The sequence below is a fragment of the Stenotrophomonas maltophilia group sp. msm1 genome, from assembly GCF_032025805.1.
GTDB lineage: Bacteria > Pseudomonadota > Gammaproteobacteria > Xanthomonadales > Xanthomonadaceae > Stenotrophomonas > Stenotrophomonas hibiscicola.
In genome coordinates this window covers 1576924-1595121 of sequence record NZ_JAVSKH010000001.1, presented here as the reverse complement: position 1 = coordinate 1595121, position 18198 = coordinate 1576924, and the positions used below count along the sequence as shown (strand labels likewise).

Genomic DNA, 18198 nt, shown 5'->3' with positions numbered 1-18198 from the left:
CGCCATGCGTGGATCCTTTTCGATCAATTGTCGAAATATTCGATTCCGATGGATTTGATCCACGCAAAGCGTGGATAGACCATCCGTCACCGGAGATCTGTCGAAGGCGGGGCGGTGTGGGTTGGCAGGACCGTTGGCGCCATGGATGGCGCCATCGAGCCCCCATGGGTGAGGGCGCTTTGCTTGCGAAGCACTGCTTTGCAAGCGCCCGAACGCACAGCCGCCAGCGGCTGGGCCGGCCCCCGGAGGGGGGTTTACGGCGTGTCCTGCCAACCCACACCGCCCCGCCCAACAAGTAGAAAACCAGAGCCGCCTTGGCCTTTCGCGTTGCTCCGGTTCGTAGCAGGTGCAGGGCTGCAAGCCCTGCCGAACCCCTAGAACGGAGCCGCAGACTCGAACGCGAGCACCTCGCCCGTCACCGGGTGGGTGAACTGCAGGCTGCACGCATGCAGATGCACGCGCTGCGCCGGTGCCGCGTCATACAGCACGTCGCCAACAATCGGATGGCCAATACTGGCCATGTGCAACCGCAGCTGATGGCTGCGGCCGGTGATCGGTTCCAACGCCACGCGCGTGCGCCGCGCTTCAACATCACGCGCCATTACGCGCCAGCGTGTCAGCGCCGGCTTGCCGCGCTCATGGTCGACCATCTGCTTCGGCCGGTTCGGCCAGTCCACGATCAGCGGCAGGTCCACTTCGCCGGTGTCGCGTTCGAGCAGCCCCTGCACCACCGCTTCATACCGCTTGCCAACCTGGCGCTGCTCGAACTGCATCGACAACGCCGCCTGCATGTCCTTGCCGCGCGCATGCAGCAGCAGGCCGGAAGTCACCTGGTCCAGGCGGTGCACGGTCAACGCATCCGGATACAGCGCCTGCAGGCACGCGACCACGCAGTCCTGGTTCTCGGCGCTGCGGCCGGGTACGGACAACAGGCCAGCCGGCTTCTCGGCCACCAGCAGTGCGTCATCGATGTAGTGCAGGTGGATCATGCGGTTCCAGGAATTCCAAATGAAAACGGGGAAGCCGAAGCCTCCCCGCTTTCTGCGTACCAACCAGCGGTCGGTACCTACCTTGATGGAAGACGTACCGTCCGGAGCCGGTACCGCCTGCATCAGCCCAGCAGGTGGGCGACGCCGGCGCGCTCTTCTTCCAGCTCGGCCAGGGTCTTGTCGATGTACTTCTGGCTGAAGTCGTCGATCGGCAGATCCTTGACCAGGGTGTACTTGCCGTTCTCGGTGGTCACGGCAAAACCGAAGATCACGCCTTCCGGAATGCCGTAGGAACCGTCGGACGGCACGCCCATGGTGACCCACTTGCCGTTGCTGCCCAGCACCCAGTCACGCACGTGGTCGATGGCGGCGTTGGCGGCCGAAGCAGCCGAGGACGAGCCGCGGGCTTCGATGATCGCCGCGCCGCGCTTGCCGACGGTCGGGATGAAGGTGTTGGCGTTCCACTCCTGGTCGTTGATCGCATCGGCGATCGACGCACCATCGGCGGTGGCGAAACGGTAGTCCGGGTACATGGTCGGGCTGTGGTTGCCCCACACCACCAGCTTCTCCATGCCACCGACCGGCTTGCCGAGCTTGGCCGACAGCTGGCTCAGCGCGCGGTTGTGGTCCAGGCGCAGCATGGCGGTGAAGTTTTCCGGCTTCAGGTCCGGGGCCGACTTCATGGCGATGTAGGCGTTGGTGTTGGCCGGGTTGCCGACCACCAGCACCTTCACGTCACGGCTGGCGACCTTGTTCAGCGCCGCGCCCTGGGCGGTGAAGATCTTGGCGTTTTCCAGCAGCAGGTCCTTGCGCTCCATGCCCGGGCCGCGCGGACGCGCGCCGACCAGCAGGGCGATGTCGGCGTCCTTGAACGCGACTTCGGCGTCATCGGTGCCGACCATGCCGGCCAGCAGCGGGAAGGCGCAGTCTTCCAGCTCCATCATCACGCCCTTCAGGGCGGCCTGGGCCTTGTCGACCGGCAGTTCCAGCAGCTGCAGGATGACCGGCTGGTCCTTGCCCAGCATTTCGCCGGAGGCGATGCGGAACAGCAGGGCATAACCGATCTGGCCGGCGGCGCCGGTCACGGCAACACGAACGGGTGCTTTCATGGGGGTTTCCTCTTGCTTGCAAGCGTTTGATGGGACGCCGCGGGCGGAGCCACGCAGGCCTGGCGGGCGGCGGGGAACAGGGAAACGGCCACCCGTGGGTGGCCGTTTCGAAGGGGGATCAGGCGGCGAGGTGCTTGTTCCACTCGGCGACGCGGTCGGCCTGGGCGGCCAGCACGGCGTCGACGTCGCCTTCCAGGGTGATCGAATGGATCACGTCGCCCTGCTTGACCGAATCGACGATGGCCTGGCCTTCCAGGACCTTGCCGAAGACGGTGTGGCGGCCGTCCAGCCAATCGGTCTTGATGTGGGTGATGAAGAACTGGCTGCCGTTGGTGTTCGGGCCGGCGTTGGCCATCGACAGCGAGCCGACCTCGTGCTTCACGCCATTCTTTTCGTCTTCGAACTTGTAGCCCGGGCCGCCGGTGCCACGGCCCTGCGGGCAGCCGCCCTGGATCATGAAGTCGGCGATCACGCGATGGAAGATCAGGCCGTCATAGAAGCCGTGCTTGACCAGGTTCACGAAGTTGGCCACGGTCAGCGGCGCCTTGTCGGCGAACAGCTCGACCTTGATCGGGCCCTGGGTGGTGTCGAAAGTGGCGATGAGGGACATGAAGATCCTTGATGCAGAGGGGAACGCGTCTAGCCACCTAGTTTACACCTGCCTTGCGGCGGCGGCGGCTTCGACCATGGGCGCAGACCCGGGCTTCAGCCGCCGGCGGCGGCCCGCGCGACGGTCTGGCGGCCTCGGCCGTGTGGCGGCCCAGCTGAATGGGCCCCGTGACGGGCGTGAAATCCACCTTTTCGCGAATCGTCAAGTTCGACGTATAATGTTGGACTTCTTTTTCCAAATCCGGCGCCGACTGGCCCCCTTTCGTATGTCCATCGAAAATCTTCGCAACATCGCCATCGTCGCCCACGTCGACCATGGCAAGACCACCCTGGTCGACCAGCTGCTGAAGCAGTCCGGCACCCTGTCCGAGCGTACCGTCCTCGCCGAGCGCGTGATGGACAGCAACGACCAGGAAAAGGAACGCGGCATCACCATCCTGGCCAAGAACACCGCCATCACCTGGGAAGACAAGAAGACCGGCATCAAGAACCGGATCAACATCGTCGACACCCCCGGCCACGCCGACTTCGGCGGTGAGGTCGAGCGCGTGCTGTCGATGGTCGACACCGTGCTGATCCTGGTCGATGCGATGGACGGTCCCATGCCGCAGACCCGCTTCGTTACTCAGAAGGCCTTCGCGATGGGCTTCAAGCCGATCGTCGTGGTCAACAAGGTCGACCGTCCGGGCGCCCGTCCGGAGTGGGTGATCGACCAGGTCTTCGACCTGTTCGACAAGCTCGGTGCCACCAACGAGCAGCTGGACTTCCCGATCGTCTACGCCTCGGGCCTGAACGGCTACGCCGGCCTGGAAGACACCGTGCGCGACGGCGACATGACCCCGCTGTACGAAGCGATCATGAAGCACGCGCCGAAGCCGGAAGTGGACCCGGAAGGCCCGTTCCAGATGCGCATCAGCCAGCTGGACTACAACAACTTCGTGGGCGTGATCGGCATCGGCCGCATCCAGCGCGGCACCCTGAAGAAGAACATGCAGGTCGCGGTCATCGACCGTGAAGGCAAGAAGCGCAACGGCAAGGTGCTGCAGGTGCTGGGCTTCATGGGCCTGGAGCGCATCGAGCAGGATTCGGCCGAGGCCGGCGACATCGTGGCCATCTCCGGCATCCAGGAGCTGACCATCTCCGACACCATCTGCGCACCGGACTTCCCGGAAGCCCTGCCGGCGCTGACCGTCGACGAGCCGACCATCTCGATGACCTTCCAGGTGAACAACTCGCCGTTCGCAGGCAACAAGGACCTGTCCGGTGGCAAGTTCCTGACCAGCCGCCAGATCAAGGACCGCCTGGACCGTGAAAAGGTCCACAACGTGGCCCTGAAGGTCGAGCAGCTGGAAGACGCCGACAAGTTCCTGGTCTCCGGCCGTGGCGAACTGCACCTGTCGGTGCTGATCGAGAACATGCGCCGCGAAGGCTACGAGCTGGCCGTGTCGCGCCCGGAAGTGATCATCAAGGAAATCGACGGCCAGCTGATGGAGCCGATCGAGCAGCTGGTGGTGGACATCGAAGAAGTCCACCAGGGCGGCGTGATGGAAAAGCTGGGCACCCGCAAGGGCCAGTTGAAGAACATGGAATCGGACGGCAAGGGCCGCGTGCGCCTGGAATACCAGATCCCGGCCCGTGGCCTGATTGGTTTCCAGAACGAGTTCAAGACCCTGACCCAGGGTTCGGGCCTGCTGTTCCATGTGTTCGACCACTACGGCCCGAAGGAACAGGGCGCGATTGCCAAGCGCATCAACGGCGTGATGATCGCCAATGCGCCGGGCGTCACCCCGGCCTACTCGCTGGGCCCACTGCAGGAACGCGGCAAGCTCTTCGCCGCCGAAGGTGACAACGTGTATGAAGGCCAGCTGGTCGGCATCCACTCCAAGGACAACGACCTGACCGTCAACGCGATCAAGACCAAGCCGCTGACCAACATGCGCGCTTCGGGCAAGGATGATGCGATCCAGCTGACCCCGGCGATCAAGTACTCGCTGGAACAGGCCCTGGACTTCATCGAAGACGACGAGCTGGTCGAGATCACCCCGAAGGAGATCCGCCTGCGCAAGAAGTTCCTGACCGAGAGCGACCGCAAGAAGGCTTCGCGCGGCGGCTGAGCCAGCACCCCGTGAGCCAGAGCGGCTACAACCCGGATCCACACCGGCATCCGGGCCTGCACGTCATCGCCCTGCTCGAAGCGAGCAAGGCGATGCTGGCACTGTTGGCTGCCACCGGGCTGGAAGTGCTCGGACCGCAGCCGCTGCGGCACGGCATCATGGCCCTGATCCGGCGTTTCAGCCTGGATCCGGACCACGGCACCCTGCCCTCGCTGCTGCACATGATCAGCCCCGACGCGGTCCACCTGGCCGCGGCGGGGATGATCGGTTACGGACTGCTGCACCTGGTCGAAGCCTGGGGCCTGTGGCGGGCCAAGGCCTGGGCCTCCTGGCTGGGTTGCCTGACCGCTGCCCTGTACCTGCCCTTCGACATCTTCGCGATCATCCGCCATCCCGGCTGGCCGTCGTGGACGATCCTGGCCATCAACCTGATCGTGGTCTACGTACTCGCCCGCGACCTGCGCAAGCGCCACCGCTGAGCACTCGCTACACTGGGGATTGGAGCCGACCAAGCCGCCCCATGCGCCCGTCCTTGCCGCCTCTGCTGACCTGCCTGCTCGCCGCGCTGCCGGCGCTGCTTTCGGCTGGCTGCAGCCCGGCCACGCCCAGCGCGCATGCGGCCGAACCTGCGAGCCGCAACGTGCCGTTCCCGTACGCCGAAACCGATATTGCCGACCTGCAGGCGCGGATGACCGCCGGTGAACTGGACAGCACCACCCTGACCCAGGCCTACCTGCAGCGCATCGCCGCCCTGGACCGCGCCGGGCCGCGCCTGCGCGCGGTGATCGAGCTCAACTCCGATGCCCTGAAGGAAGCCGCCGCGCGCGACCGCGAGCGCCGTAGCGGCCACCTGCGCGGCCCGCTGCACGGCATCCCGCTGCTGTTGAAGGACAACATCAACGCCGCGCCGATGGCCACCAGTGCCGGCTCTCTGGCCCTGCAGAGCTTCCGTCCGGACGATGCCTACCTGGTGCGTCGGCTGCGCGATGCCGGCGCCATCGTGCTGGGCAAGACCAACCTCAGCGAATGGGCCAATTTCCGCGGCAATGATTCGATCTCCGGCTGGAGCGCGCGCGGCGGCCAGACCCGCAATCCCTATCGGCTGAGCCATTCGCCCTGTGGCTCCAGCAGCGGCAGCGCGGTAGCCGTGGCCGCCAACCTCGCCAGCGCAGCAATCGGTACCGAAACCGACGGCAGCATCGTCTGCCCGGCGGCGGTCAATGGCATCGTCGGCCTCAAGCCGACGGTAGGCCTGGTCAGCCGCGACGGCATCATCCCGATTTCCTTCAGCCAGGACACCGCCGGTCCGATGGCGCGCAGTGTCGCCGACGCTGCCGCCGTGCTGACCGCGATCGCCGGCCGCGATGATGCCGACCCGGCCACCGCGACCATGCCCGGCCGCGCGGTCTACGACTACACCGCGCGACTGGACCCCCAGGGCCTGCGCGGCAAGCGCATCGGACTGCTGCAGACACCCCTGCTGAAGTACCGGGGCATGCCGCCACTGATCGAACAGGCGGCGACCGAGCTGCGTCGCGCCGGCGCCGTGGTGGTGCCGGTGGAGCTGCCCAACCAGGGCGCTTGGGCCGAGGCCGAGCGCACGCTGCTGCTGTACGAATTCAAGGCCGGGCTGGAGCGCTACTTCAGCGCCCATCGCGCCCCGCTGCGCAGCCTGGCCGAACTGATCGCCTTCAACCAGGCGCACAGCAAGCAGGAGCTGGGCCTGTTCGGCCAGGAACTGCTGGTGGCGGCCGACGCCACCGCCGGCCTGGCCGACCCGGCCTATATCCGCGCGCGCAGCGATGCACGCCGGTTGGCGGGCCCGGAAGGCATTGACGCTGCCCTCGCCGCCCACCAGCTTGATGCGCTGGTGGCCCCCACCACCGGCGTGGCGTGGCCGATCCGCAGCGAAGGCGACGATTTCCCCGGCGAGAGCTACAGCGCTGCCGCCGTGGCTGGCTATCCCAGCCTGACTGTGCCGATGGGCCAGATCAACGGCCTTCCCGTCGGCCTGCTGTTCATGGGCACCGCCTGGAGCGAGCCGAAGCTGATCGAGATGGCCTACGCCTACGAGCAGCGCACGCGCGCACGGCGCCCGCCGCACTTCGATACCGACGCGCTGATCGACGCCGGCGAGCCGTGATCGTGTTTCTGTAGAGCCGAGCCCACGCTCGGCTTCAACGGAAAATCGAAAGCAGCCGAGCATGGCTCGGCTCTACAGCGGCTGGTCGGGCTCCGCTGGCACGATCGCCGCCTCACCGTCTTCAGCTCCCGGCGAACGCACATCTGCAGTGCGTGCACGAGGACCACGCGGCATGTCCAGCTCGTCTGCATGCTGCAGTCGCGCACGCACCTGCGGCAGCGACTGCGGATGCTCACGCGCGAGGAAATCGAGCATGCGCTCGCGTACCAGGCAACGCAGGTCGAACGCGTCGCCGGAGCTGCGCGCACTGACCAGCAGGCGGACCTGGATTGCACGCTCACTGGTTTCAGTCACCTGGGTCACGCAGACTCGGCCATCCCACAACGCTTCGCCCCGGCAGATGCGCTCCAGTTCAGCACGGATCGCCGCAATCGGGGCACGATAATCCAGCCACAGGAAGGCTGTGCCGAGCAGGTCGGCACTACGCCGCGTCCAGTTCTGGAACGGGTTCTCGATGAACCAGGTCAACGGCACCACCATCCGCCGCTCATCCCAGATACGCACCACGACGTAACTGCTTCCGATCTCCTCGATGCGTCCCCACTCGCCTTCCACGATCACCACGTCATCCAGGCGGATCGGCTGCGTCAACGCGATCTGCAGGCCGGCGATCAGGTTGCCGAACACCGGCTTGGCCGCGATACCGGCCACCAGGCCGATCAGGCCAGCCGAGGCCAGCAGCGCGGTACCGATCTTCTGCACCATCGGAAACGTCAGCAGCACCAGCGATGCGCCCAGCACGATGATGCCGCCCATCAGCACCCGGCTGAGCACGCGCGTCTGGGTCTGGATGCGGCGCGCTTCCAGATTGTCGGAGACATCAATGGGATGGCTGCGCAGGATTGCGCGCTCGCCCGCCGCCACCGCACGTACCAGCAACCAGATGAAGCAGGCAGTCAACGCGATGTGCAGCACATGCTGCAGATGGCCCAGCAACGGATCCTGCAGCGGCGTGGCCTGCAGGGCGGGAATCAACAGCAGCAGCGGCCATGCGGTGGCCATTGGCAGCCCGAGCACACGCCCGATGCGCGCGCGCCGCCGATCACGCCCTTTCAGCCGATGATAGATCCACAGGATCAGCCACGCGCCGATGCCACCCACCAATGCGGCCAAACCCAATGGCCATGCATAGGCCTGCATGTGCTCCCAAGGCACTCTTGCCACCTCCACGTGAAAGCGTGAACGGACAGCCTCGCGCATGGCGCATGAGCGTCACGTCAGTCGTTCGTAAGGAGGGTGTTGATCGGCAGGGCTCGCAGCCCTGCACCTGCTGCGAGCCGAAGCAACAGCAACAGCCGAAGCAGAAGCGGGTTTCCTGTGGGATGGCGGGATGGGTCCGGTCGCGGGGGGCGCTGCAAGTCCCCCTCCGGGGCCCGGCCCAGCCGCTGGCGGCTGTGCGTTCGGGCGCTTGCGAAGCAGTGCTTCGCAAGCAAAGCGCCCTCACCCATGTAAGCTCGGTCGCCGCTTGCTCGTGTGCGCAGTCCTGCGCACAAGGCAAGACCGGGGTTGGGCGTCCTGCCCAACCCGCCCGAGGCATGCCTCGGGCCCATGCGGCTCACGCCCCCGCAACCGGACCCACCCCGCCTTCGACAGTTTTCTGCGATCTGTCGGAACCTGCTGCTGATGGTGGGTGCCGACCGTTGGTCGGCACGGGGTCGGAGCCCATTTTGAATACTGCTATCTGAAAGAAAAATCGTGTCGACCAACGGTCGACACCTACCAACAGCCGCGCATGCCGATCGCCGCAGTTACCAGTAGATCCACGCCATGCGTGGATGATTCATTCGACATCTGACAGATGTGCCGACCAACGGTCGGCACCCACCAATAGCGACCTGAACCTGTCGAAGGTGGGGCGGTGTCGGAGTGCGGGGTGTCAGCCGCATGGATGCGGCTGCCAAGCCTACAAGGACGTACTTGTGGCGTCCCCGCACTCCGACACCGTCCCGCCAACCCACGGATAGCCCGCTTTTGACGTTGACGTTGCTCTGGCTCGTAGCAGGTGCAGGGCTGCAAGCCCTGCCGAAAAACCCTTACCGCACTTGCTCCTGCTTGCGTACGATCGCCATCGCGATCTCCAGCGACTGCTCGTAGTTCAACCGCGGGTCCACCGTTGAACGATACGCGCGCTCCAGGTCGCGCTCGGTCAGTTCGCGCGCGCCGCCGATGCACTCGGTCACGTCCTCGCCGGTCAGTTCCAGATGCACACCGCCCAGGCGCGTACCGGCGGCCGCATGCAGGTCGAACGACATCTCCACCTCGCCACGCACGTTGTCGAAGCGACGTGTCTTGAAACCGTTGGCGGTGCTTTCGGTATTGCCATGCATCGCATCGCACACCCACAGCACGCGGCGACCATCACGCTTGACCGCGTCCAGCAGCGGCGGCAGTTTCTCGGCGATCTGCGCGGCACCCATGCGGTGGATGAAGCTCAGGCGGCCCGGCTCGTCATGCGGGTTGAGCACATCGATCAGGCGCAGCAGCTGGTCCGGCGTCACCGACGGGCCCACCTTGATCGCAATCGGATTGCGCACGCCACGCAGGTATTCCACGTGCGCGCCATCCAGCGCAGCCGTGCGCATGCCGATCCACGGGTAATGCGTGCTCAGGTTCAACCAGCCCTGCTGGCGGGGCACCTGGCGGGTCAGTGCCTGCTCGTACGGCAACAGCAGCGCTTCATGCGAGGTGTAGAAGTCGATGCGGTTGAGGTTGTGCACGCGGGCCCCGGCCAACGTCTCCATGAAATGCACGGCATCGCCGATCGAGGCCACCATCTTCTGGTACTCGGCGGCCAGCGGCGAATGGCTCACCCATTCCAGGTTCCAGTACTCGGGGTGGTGCAGGTCGGCGAAACCACCATCGATCAGCGCCCGTACGAAGTTCATCGTCATCGCCGAATGCGCGTGCGCCTGCAGCATCCGCTTCGGGTCCGGCAGGCGCGCTGCTTCAGTGAAGGCCGGCGCATTGATGACATCGCCGCGGTAGCTCGGCAGGGTCACACCGTCGCGCGTCTCGGTATCGGCCGAACGCGGCTTGGCGTACTGGCCGGCGAAACGACCCACGCGGATCACCGGCTGGCGCAGCCCATGCACCAGCACCAGGCTCATCTGCAGCAGCACCTTCAGGCGGTTGGAGATGGTGCCCGATTCGCAGTCGCTGAAGTTCTCGGCGCAGTCGCCGCCCTGCAGCAGGAAGCGCTTGCCCTCCTGGGCCTCCGCCAACTGCTGCTTCAGGGCCAGGATCTCCCACGAGGTGACCAGCGGCGGCAGCCGCTTCAGCTCGTGCAGGGCAGCGTCCAGCGCCACCGGGTCCGGGTAGGTCGGCATCTGCAGCGCGGTCTTGCCACGCCAGCTCTCCGGCGACCAGGCAGCGCCGGTGGCGGCTGCGGCGGGATCGGGGACAGGCGAAACGGCGGACAGGCTCATTGCAGGCTTCCGGAGGTGGGGGACGTTCATGGTCGCAGAGCCGACCGCTGTCGCAAAGGGCCGAACGGCGTCTGCACATGACTGAACGCCGGGGAAAGGGCATCGCCATTGGCCACCTGACCCTGGCCAGCCTGCCTTCCCTCGCCGTGGCCGCCGATGCCGCCGCTCCCGTGAAGGACCTCGACGCGGTCACCGTCCACGCCCAGCTCGACCAGGCCCGCAACACGCTGTCGCCGGACATCGGCAGCAGCCAGTACCAGATCACCGCCGAGGACATCCAGAAGCAGCCGCTGGGCGCCTCCGCGCCGCTCAGCCAGGTGCTGCTGCAGGCGCCCGGCGTGGTCCAGGATTCCTACGGCGGCGTGCACGTGCGTGGCGACCACGCCAATCTGCAGTACCGCATCAACGGCGTGCTGCTGCCCGAATCGATCTCGGGCTTCGGCCAGACGCTGGATGCACGCACCATCAAGAGCATCCGCCTGATGGATGGCGCGCTGCCGGCGCAGTTCGGCGAGCGCACCGCTGCAGTGGTCGACATCACCACCCGCAGCGGCGCCGAGCTCGGCAACGGCGGCAGCGCCGGGCTGACCGCAGGCTCGTTCGGCAAGATCAATCCCAACGCCTCGTGGTGGGGCAACCAGGGGCGCTGGAGCTGGTTCCTGACTGGCAACTACGACCAGAACGAGGTTGGCCTGGAGAACCCGACCCGCTCGCGCAAGCCGCTGCACGACGACACCCACCAGGGCAAAGCGTTCGCTGACCTTACCTACCTCGTCAACGAGAACACCCGCCTGAGCGTGTTCGCCGGCTTTGCCAACAATCGCTTCCAGATCCCGGTCAACCCCGGGCAGACGCCGCAGTTCGGTTACCTCGATACCACCACCTTCGACTCCAGCCAGCTGGATGAAACCCAGCGCGAGGCCACCCGCTTCGGCATGCTGGTGCTGCAGGGCACGTTGGGCAGCACCGCATATCAGCTCTCGGCCGGGCAGCGCTACAGCGATGTGGCATTCCATCCGGATGTCGTCGGCGACCTGGTGTTCAGTGGCGTCGCCTCGCAGGTGCAACGCAGCAACCGCGCCAACACGCTGCAGGCCGATTTCTCCACCCCACTGGGCAACGACCACACGCTGCGCTATGGCCTGTACGGCAACTACGAGAATGCGCGGGCCAGCAACAGCAGCTGGGTGTTTCCGGTCGATGACGCCGGCCAGCAGTCCAGCACCACACCGCTGCTGATACCTGACCGCAGTGCCTTCCATGCCAGCACGCTGGCGCTGTACGTGCAGGATGAATGGAAGATCGGCGACGACTGGACCGTCAACTACGGCCTGCGCGGAGATCGCTACAAGGCCTTTGGCCACACCGAGGGCCAGCTCAGCCCCCGCGTGGGAGTGGTCTGGACTGCCAGCGACAGCACCACCGTGCATGCCGGCTATTCGCGTTACTTCACGCCACCGGCCAGTGAGCTGATCGCCAGCAGCGATATCGCCCTATACGACGGCACCACCAACCAGCAGCCCAGCGGCGGCAACAACACGCCACTGGCCGAACGCAGCGACTACTACGACATCGGCGTGTCGCAGCAGGTGGGCGACCACCTCACCCTGGGCTTGGACGCCTACGATCGCCGCGTTGCGCGCCTGCAGGACGAAGGCCAGTTCGGCGCCGCCTACATCTACTCGACGTTCAACTATCGCCGTGGCCACATCCGTGGGCTGGAGTTCAGTGCCGACTACAGCAACGGCCCGTTCAGCGCCTACTTCAACGCGGCGTACAACAAGGCCATCGGCACCCAGGTGATCACCAGCCAGTACAACCTCGATCCGGACGCGCTGGCCTATGTGGCCGACCACTGGATCCACCTCGACCACGACCAGAAACTGACCTCATCGGGTGGCTTCAGCTACGCCTTTGCAGGACACAACCGGATCGGTGCCAACTACGTGTTCGGCAGCGGCCTGCGTTCGGACATCGAGGGCGTACCCAACGGCGGCGAGCTGCCGTCGTACCTGCAGGTGAACCTCAGCGCCGGGCACGACTTCAATGCCGACAGCGGCCATCCGTTGCACGTCCAACTGGCCGTGATCAACGCACTGGATCGCAGCTACCAGCTGCGCGACGGTGGCGGTGTCGGCGTCTTCGCCCCGCAGTGGGGACCGCGCCGAGGTGCTTACCTGAGCCTGCAGCAGGATTTCTGAGGTAGCGCCGGCCGCTGGCCGGTATTCCCACGGTGTGGGCCAGCGGCCGGCACTACCCTGCGTTCAGCGCTTGACCCTGCGCAGCGACACCACCAGCGCCCACAGCGCCAGCAGCACGAACCACACGCCCGACCACATCGGCATGGTCAGGCCCAGGAAGGTCCAGTCGATGTTGCCGCAGTTGCCGGTACCGGTGAGCACCGTGCGGAACACTTCCAGCGGCCCCATGGTCTCGCGCAGGAAGCTCAGCGGCGGGCCGCAGGTCGCGCCCATCTCCGGCGGCAGCATCTGCACGTAGACGTGGCGCGCGGCAATGCCGACGCCTACCGCGGCGGCAATGAAGGCGAGAATCCCGTAGGTCGCGCGTCCCGGGCGGTTGGACGGCCCGTGCAGCGCACCGATCAGGAACAGCAGGCCCAGCGCGGCGAAGGCCAGCCGCTGGAAGATGCACAGCGGACACGGCTCCAGGCCCATCTTGAGCTGCAGGAAGATCGCGTAGCCGAGCAGGCCCGCGCAGATCAGGAAGCCCAGGAAGAACTGGGCGCGGAAGGGCCAGCGCAGTGGATTCATCGTCAACGCTCGAATGGATCAGGGCGCCAAGCGTAACCGAGAGCGCGCGCCATTCGAACCGCCACAGGTGACGCCTGTCGGAACGGTGCGGGTCGCATTGTGCCGCAGGTAGCGCCGGGCCATGCCCGGCGAGCGTAGCGGATACGGAAACGCCGGGCATGGCCCGGCGCTACCAGAACGCAAAAGCCCGGCAGAGGCCGGGCTTTCGCTGTGTCGCGTTGGAGCGGTCCGATTACTCGGCCACTTCCTCGGCCACGACCGGACGGTCGACCAGCTCGACGTAGGCCATCGGCGCGTTGTCGCCGGCGCGGAAACCGCACTTCAGCAGGCGCAGGTAGCCGCCCGGACGGTTCGCGTAGCGCGGGCCCAGGATGGTGAACAGGTTGCCCACCGCTTCGTTGTCGCGCAGGCGGGCGAAGGCCAGACGGCGGTTGGCGACGGAGTCGACCTTGGCCAGGGTGATCAGCGGCTCGGCAACGCGGCGCAGTTCCTTGGCCTTCGGCAGGGTGGTCTTGATCAGCTCGTGCTTGAACAGCGAGGCGGCCATGTTCTTGAACATCGCTTCGCGGTGGGCGCTGGTGCGGCTGAACTTACGGCCAGACTTCTGGTGACGCATGGTGATATTCCTTGGTTAATGATGAGGCTGTGCGGATCGTTGTCGCCATCCTGGCGTTGCTGCGCGGACTGCGGTTGGTCCTGGCCCTCCGTCCTGGACGGCCTGCCCGCGAACCTGCGGTTCGTCGTGGCGTGTTGTGTTGCGTTGAAGGCTCCACCGCGAACGGTGGAGCCTTCAGGCATTACCGATATCAGCCCAGCATGCCGTGGCTGGCGACGCCGGCCGGCGGCCAGTTCTCCAGCTTCATGCCGAGCGACAGGCCGCGCTGAGCCAGCACTTCCTTGATCTCGGTGAGCGACTTCTTGCCCAGGTTCGGGGTCTTCAGCAGCTCCACTTCGGTCTTCTGGATCAGATCGCCGATGTAGTAGATGCTTTCAGCCTTCAGGCAGTTGGCCGAACGCACGGTCAGCTCCAGATCGTCGATCGGGCGCAGCAGCACCGGATCCACGCCGTTGTTGGCCGGCTTGGCCGCACCGCGGTCGCGGTGGGTGAAGTCACCGAACACCGACAGCTGGTCGCTGAGGATGTCGGCGGCGGTGCGCACGGCTTCCTCGGCATCGATGGTGCCGTTGGTCTCGATATCGATGACCAGCTTGTCCAGGTCGGTACGCTGTTCGACGCGGGCCGCTTCCACGGCATAGGCGACGCGGCGGACCGGCGAGAACGAGGCATCCAGGACCAGGCGGCCGATGGCACGGGTTTCTTCGTCCGGACGACGACGCGCGGCAGCCGGCTGGTAGCCGAAACCACGTTCGATCTTCAGACGCATGTTGATCGCCGTGTCCTTGGTCAGGTGGCAGATCACATGGTCGCCGTTCAGGATCTCCACATTGTGGTCGACCTTGATGTCGGCAGCGGTGACAACGCCCGGGCCCTGCTTGGACAGGGACAGGGTGGCGCTGTCGCCGGAGTGCATACGGATGGCCACGTCCTTCAGGTTCAGCAGGACTTCGAGCACGTCCTCCTGCAGACCTTCGACCGTGGTGTACTCATGCAACACGCCGTCGATTTCGACTTCCGTGATGGCGAAGCCCGGGATGGACGACAGCAGCACGCGACGCAGGGCGTTGCCCAGCGTATGCCCGTAACCCCGCTCCAAAGGTTCGATAACGACCTTTGCACGGGTGTCGGTAAGGCGTTCGATCTGCGGACCGCGAGGACGCAGAACCTGGTTGGCGGTAACCGTCATGTTGCGGGTTCTCCTAGTGAACCCCCGGCCGTCGCCGGGGGCTCTCCAATGTGAATTACTTCGAATACAGCTCGACGATCAGCGCTTCGTTGATGTCCGCAGGCAGATCCGAACGATCCGGAACGGCCTTGAAGATGCCGGTGAACTTGCCGGAATCCACTTCAACCCACGACGGGCTCAGGTCATGCTGGGCGGCGACGGTCAGGGCTTCCTGGACGCGCAGCTGCTTGGCAGCCTTTTCAGACAGGGCGATGGCGTCGCCAGCCTTGACCTGGTACGAAGCCAGGTTGACCGACTTGCCATTCACGGTGACGCCGCGGTGCGACACCAGCTGACGAGCAGCCGGACGGGTCACGGCGAAGCCCATGCGGTAGACGACGTTGTCCAGGCGGGTTTCCAGCAGCTGCAGCAGGTTCTCGCCGGTGTTGCCCTTCTTGGTCGAGGCCTTCTTGTAGTAGTTGCGGAACTGACGCTCCAGCAGGCCGTAGATACGCTTGACCTTCTGCTTTTCACGCAGCTGGGTGGCGTAGTCGGACAGCTTGCCCTTGCGGGCAGTGGCGCCGTGCTGGCCGGGCTTCTGCTCCAGCTTGCACTTGGAGTCCAACGCACGCGCCGGGCTCTTCAGGGACAGGTCGGCGCCTTCGCGCCGGGCGAGCTTACAGGTAGGACCGATATAACGAGCCATTTCTTATCGCTCCCTTTAGACGCGACGCTTCTTCGGCGGACGGCACCCGTTGTGCGGGATGGGCGTCACGTCGATGATGTTGGTGATCTTGTAGCCGACGTTGTTCAGCGAACGCACGGCCGACTCACGGCCCGGACCCGGGCCCTTGATGCGGACTTCCAGCGACTTCACGCCGTAGTCCAGCGCAGCACGACCGGCCTTTTCAGCAGCCACCTGGGCAGCGAACGGGGTCGACTTGCGCGAACCGCGGAAGCCAGCGCCACCGGAGGTCGCCCACGACAGAGCATTGCCCTGACGGTCGGTGATGGTGACGATGGTGTTGTTGAACGAAGCGTGGACGTGGGCAACGCCGTCGGTGACGACGCGCTTGATCTTCTTCTTGGTCTTAGCAGCGGGCTTAGCCATTTCTCAGTCCCTTACTTCTTGATCGCCTTGCGCGGACCCTTGCGGGTGCGGGCGTTGGTACGGGTGCGCTGGCCACGCAGCGGGAGGCCACGACGGTGACGCAGGCCGCGGTAGCAGCCCAGGTCCATCAGGCGCTTGATCGCGATGCCGATCTCACGGCGCAGATCGCCTTCCACGATGTACTTGCCGACTTCGGCGCGCAGGCGCTCGATTTCCGGCTCCGACAGATCGCGGATCTTGGTGGTCGAAGCAACGCCTGCGACTTCGCAGACCTTCTTCGAACGGGTACGGCCGATGCCGTAAATGCTTTGCAACCCGACCCAGACGTGCTTCTGGGCTGGCAGGTTGACGCCTGCAATACGCGCCATGACGCGGTTCTCCAGCTGAGTGATGGCCGACAGCGCGCCTCGGGCACGCCAATCCGGCAGGATGGATCAAAAAAGTGAACTAGCGATACTAACAAGGTTCCGGTTTACATGGAAGCCCGTGAAACCACTGGTTTCATGAACCCGGCCTGGGGAGTGTGCCCAGGCTCCGGCGCCGGATGGGGTTGGACCCGGGGTATCCCCCGGGGCCGCCCGCGCTACTCCAGCGCGGGACCACCTCATCACACCCCCACCCGGAACCGCTGCGGGGGCCGCCCTTCGTTTGTGTGGCCGGAGTCCGCGAAGCGGAGGGACCATCACGTCAGGAAGACGAAAGTATAACAGGCCAATCAGCCGCGGGCAAAACCGCCGCGGTTGCCGCCCTTAAGGTTGGCCTTCTTCAGCAGGCTCTCGTACTGGTGGGACATCAGGTGCGCCTGCACCTGGGCAATGAAGTCCATCACCACGACCACCACGATCAGCAGCGAAGTACCGCCGAAGTAGAACGAGGCGTTCAGCTGCGTGCGCATCAGTTCCGGCAGCAGGCAGACGATCACCAGATAGGCCGAGCCGGCCGCGGTCAGGCGGGTCAGTACACCGTCGATGTAATCGGCGGTGGCCTTGCCCGGACGGATGCCCGGAATCAGCGCGCCCGACTTCTTCAGGTTGTCAGCGGTTTCCTGGGAGTTGAACACCAGCGCGGTATAGAAGAACGCGAAACCGGTGATCAGCGCAGCGAACACGATCATGTGCAGCGGCTCGCCCGGGCCCAGGGCATTGGCGACCTTCTGCAGGACCTGGCCGAAGCTGCTCTGGTTGGCCGCCTGGCCGGACCACATGGCCAGGGTGGCCGGGAAGGCCAGCAGGCTCGAGGCGAAGATTGCCGGAATGACGCCGGCCATGTTGAGCTTCAGCGGCAGGAACGAGGTCTGGTTCATGTACGCGTTGCGACCGCCCTGGCGGCGTGCGTAGTTGACCGTGATCCGGCGCTGGCCACGCTCGACGAACACCACGAAGAAGGTGAACGCGAGCACGACAATGGCGATCAGCAGCAGCTGGATGAACTGGATGTTGCCGTCGCGGTAGGCGTCGAAGGTGTGGATGATCGCACCCGGCAGGCCAGCGACGATACCGGCAAAGATGATCAGCGACACGCCGTTGCCGATGCCGCGCTCGGTGACCTGCTCACCGACCCACATCAGGAACATGGTGCCGGCGGTCAGCGCGACCACGGCGGTGAGCACGAAGCCCATGCCCGGCGCATACACGACCGGAGCGCCCGACGGCGAGACCTGGCCCTGCAGGGCCAGTGCGATCGAACCGCCCTGCACCACTGCCAGCAGCACGGCGCCGATGCGCGAATACTGGGTGATCTTGCGGCGGCCGGACTCACCTTCCTTCTGCATCGCCTTCAGGGCGGGGAAGATGTGCACGGCCAGCTGCATCACGATCGATGCCGAGATGTACGGCATCACGTTCAGCGCGAAGATGCTGAAACGGTGCAGGGCGCCGCCCGAGAACATGTTGAACATGTCCACGATGCCGCCGCCCTGCTGTTGCATCATGGCAAGCATGGCATCGGGATTGACGCCCGGCACCGGCACGTAGCAGCCGATGCGATAGACGATCAAAGCCCCGACGACGAACAGCAAACGTTGGCGAAGTTCAGTGAACTTGCCCATTCCGCCCGCGAGGTTACCGATGCCAGCTTGCGCCAT

The 18198-nt window shown here is 65.5% G+C and carries 16 protein-coding genes; 4 read left to right on the top strand and 12 right to left on the bottom strand.

Going from position 1 to position 18198, the window contains the following annotated elements; all coding sequences use genetic code 11:
- Window positions 1-374: 374 nt before the first annotated feature.
- From ROV95_RS07135 to ROV95_RS07125, 3 genes are all read right to left on the bottom strand, one after another.
- Entirely contained in the window at window positions 375-989 is a 615-nt protein-coding gene (locus tag ROV95_RS07135) for an RluA family pseudouridine synthase (protein WP_312543689.1), read from the bottom strand.
- Between the two features lie 122 nt (window positions 990-1111).
- Window positions 1112-2098 (bottom strand): malate dehydrogenase, encoded by a 987-nt coding sequence (locus tag ROV95_RS07130; protein ID WP_005415428.1) that lies wholly within the window; start codon window positions 2096-2098, stop codon window positions 1112-1114.
- A 118-nt stretch (window positions 2099-2216) separates the two neighbouring features.
- Window positions 2217-2708: a peptidylprolyl isomerase gene (locus tag ROV95_RS07125; protein ID WP_005408225.1), complete on the bottom strand. Its 492-nt coding sequence runs from the start codon at window positions 2706-2708 to the stop codon at window positions 2217-2219.
- A gap of 265 nt (window positions 2709-2973) precedes the next feature.
- Here ROV95_RS07125 and typA point away from each other — a divergent pair, with 265 nt between their 5' ends.
- The 3 genes from typA to ROV95_RS07110 are packed head-to-tail and all read left to right on the top strand — an operon-like array spanning window position 2974 to window position 6964.
- Complete coding sequence (typA, locus tag ROV95_RS07120) at window positions 2974-4821, top strand: translational GTPase TypA (protein ID WP_026346967.1); 1848 nt, start codon at window positions 2974-2976, stop codon at window positions 4819-4821.
- Window positions 4822-4832: 11 nt separating this feature from the next.
- Window positions 4833-5300 (top strand): DUF2127 domain-containing protein, encoded by a 468-nt coding sequence (locus ROV95_RS07115; protein WP_019659569.1) that lies wholly within the window; start codon window positions 4833-4835, stop codon window positions 5298-5300.
- A gap of 41 nt (window positions 5301-5341) precedes the next feature.
- Window positions 5342-6964, top strand: coding sequence for an amidase (locus tag ROV95_RS07110; RefSeq protein ID WP_312543684.1), 1623 nt, complete (start codon window positions 5342-5344; stop codon window positions 6962-6964).
- 72 nt (window positions 6965-7036) lie between these two features.
- On the opposite strand, the gene ROV95_RS07105 is transcribed toward ROV95_RS07110, so the two are convergent.
- The gene (locus tag ROV95_RS07105) at window positions 7037-8224 is read right to left on the bottom strand and encodes a mechanosensitive ion channel family protein (RefSeq protein ID WP_195670299.1); all 1188 of its coding nucleotides are present in this window, start codon (window positions 8222-8224) and stop codon (window positions 7037-7039) included.
- A gap of 833 nt (window positions 8225-9057) precedes the next feature.
- Window positions 9058-10449: a 3-deoxy-7-phosphoheptulonate synthase class II gene (locus ROV95_RS07100; RefSeq protein ID WP_155029004.1), complete on the bottom strand. Its 1392-nt coding sequence runs from the start codon at window positions 10447-10449 to the stop codon at window positions 9058-9060.
- 77 nt (window positions 10450-10526) lie between these two features.
- Between ROV95_RS07100 and ROV95_RS07095 the strand changes: the two genes are divergently transcribed.
- Window positions 10527-12650 carry a TonB-dependent receptor gene (locus ROV95_RS07095; RefSeq protein WP_312543679.1) on the top strand — a complete coding sequence of 708 codons (2124 nt, stop codon included), beginning with the start codon at window positions 10527-10529 and terminating at the stop codon, window positions 12648-12650.
- Between the two features lie 63 nt (window positions 12651-12713).
- Here the strand turns inward: ROV95_RS07095 and ROV95_RS07090 are convergent, their stop codons facing one another.
- The 7 genes from ROV95_RS07090 to secY form a co-directional block, all read right to left on the bottom strand.
- Complete coding sequence (locus tag ROV95_RS07090; RefSeq protein WP_058980348.1) at window positions 12714-13220, bottom strand: disulfide bond formation protein B; 507 nt, start codon at window positions 13218-13220, stop codon at window positions 12714-12716.
- Between the two features lie 232 nt (window positions 13221-13452).
- Complete coding sequence (rplQ, locus tag ROV95_RS07085) at window positions 13453-13836, bottom strand: 50S ribosomal protein L17 (protein ID WP_005408217.1); 384 nt, start codon at window positions 13834-13836, stop codon at window positions 13453-13455.
- A gap of 190 nt (window positions 13837-14026) precedes the next feature.
- On the bottom strand, window positions 14027-15025 hold the full coding sequence (gene rpoA, locus ROV95_RS07080; RefSeq protein WP_005408216.1) for a DNA-directed RNA polymerase subunit alpha: 999 nt from the start codon (window positions 15023-15025) through the stop codon (window positions 14027-14029).
- 55 nt (window positions 15026-15080) lie between these two features.
- On the bottom strand, window positions 15081-15710 hold the full coding sequence (gene rpsD / locus ROV95_RS07075) for a 30S ribosomal protein S4 (RefSeq protein ID WP_004145446.1): 630 nt from the start codon (window positions 15708-15710) through the stop codon (window positions 15081-15083).
- 15 nt (window positions 15711-15725) lie between these two features.
- Window positions 15726-16115, bottom strand: a complete 390-nt coding sequence (rpsK, locus tag ROV95_RS07070) for a 30S ribosomal protein S11 (protein WP_004145443.1) — start codon at window positions 16113-16115, stop codon at window positions 15726-15728.
- Between the two features lie 11 nt (window positions 16116-16126).
- Entirely contained in the window at window positions 16127-16483 is a 357-nt protein-coding gene (gene rpsM / locus ROV95_RS07065; protein WP_004154500.1) for a 30S ribosomal protein S13, read from the bottom strand.
- Between the two features lie 347 nt (window positions 16484-16830).
- Window positions 16831-18198, bottom strand: a complete 1368-nt coding sequence (secY, locus tag ROV95_RS07060; protein WP_005408215.1) for a preprotein translocase subunit SecY — start codon at window positions 18196-18198, stop codon at window positions 16831-16833.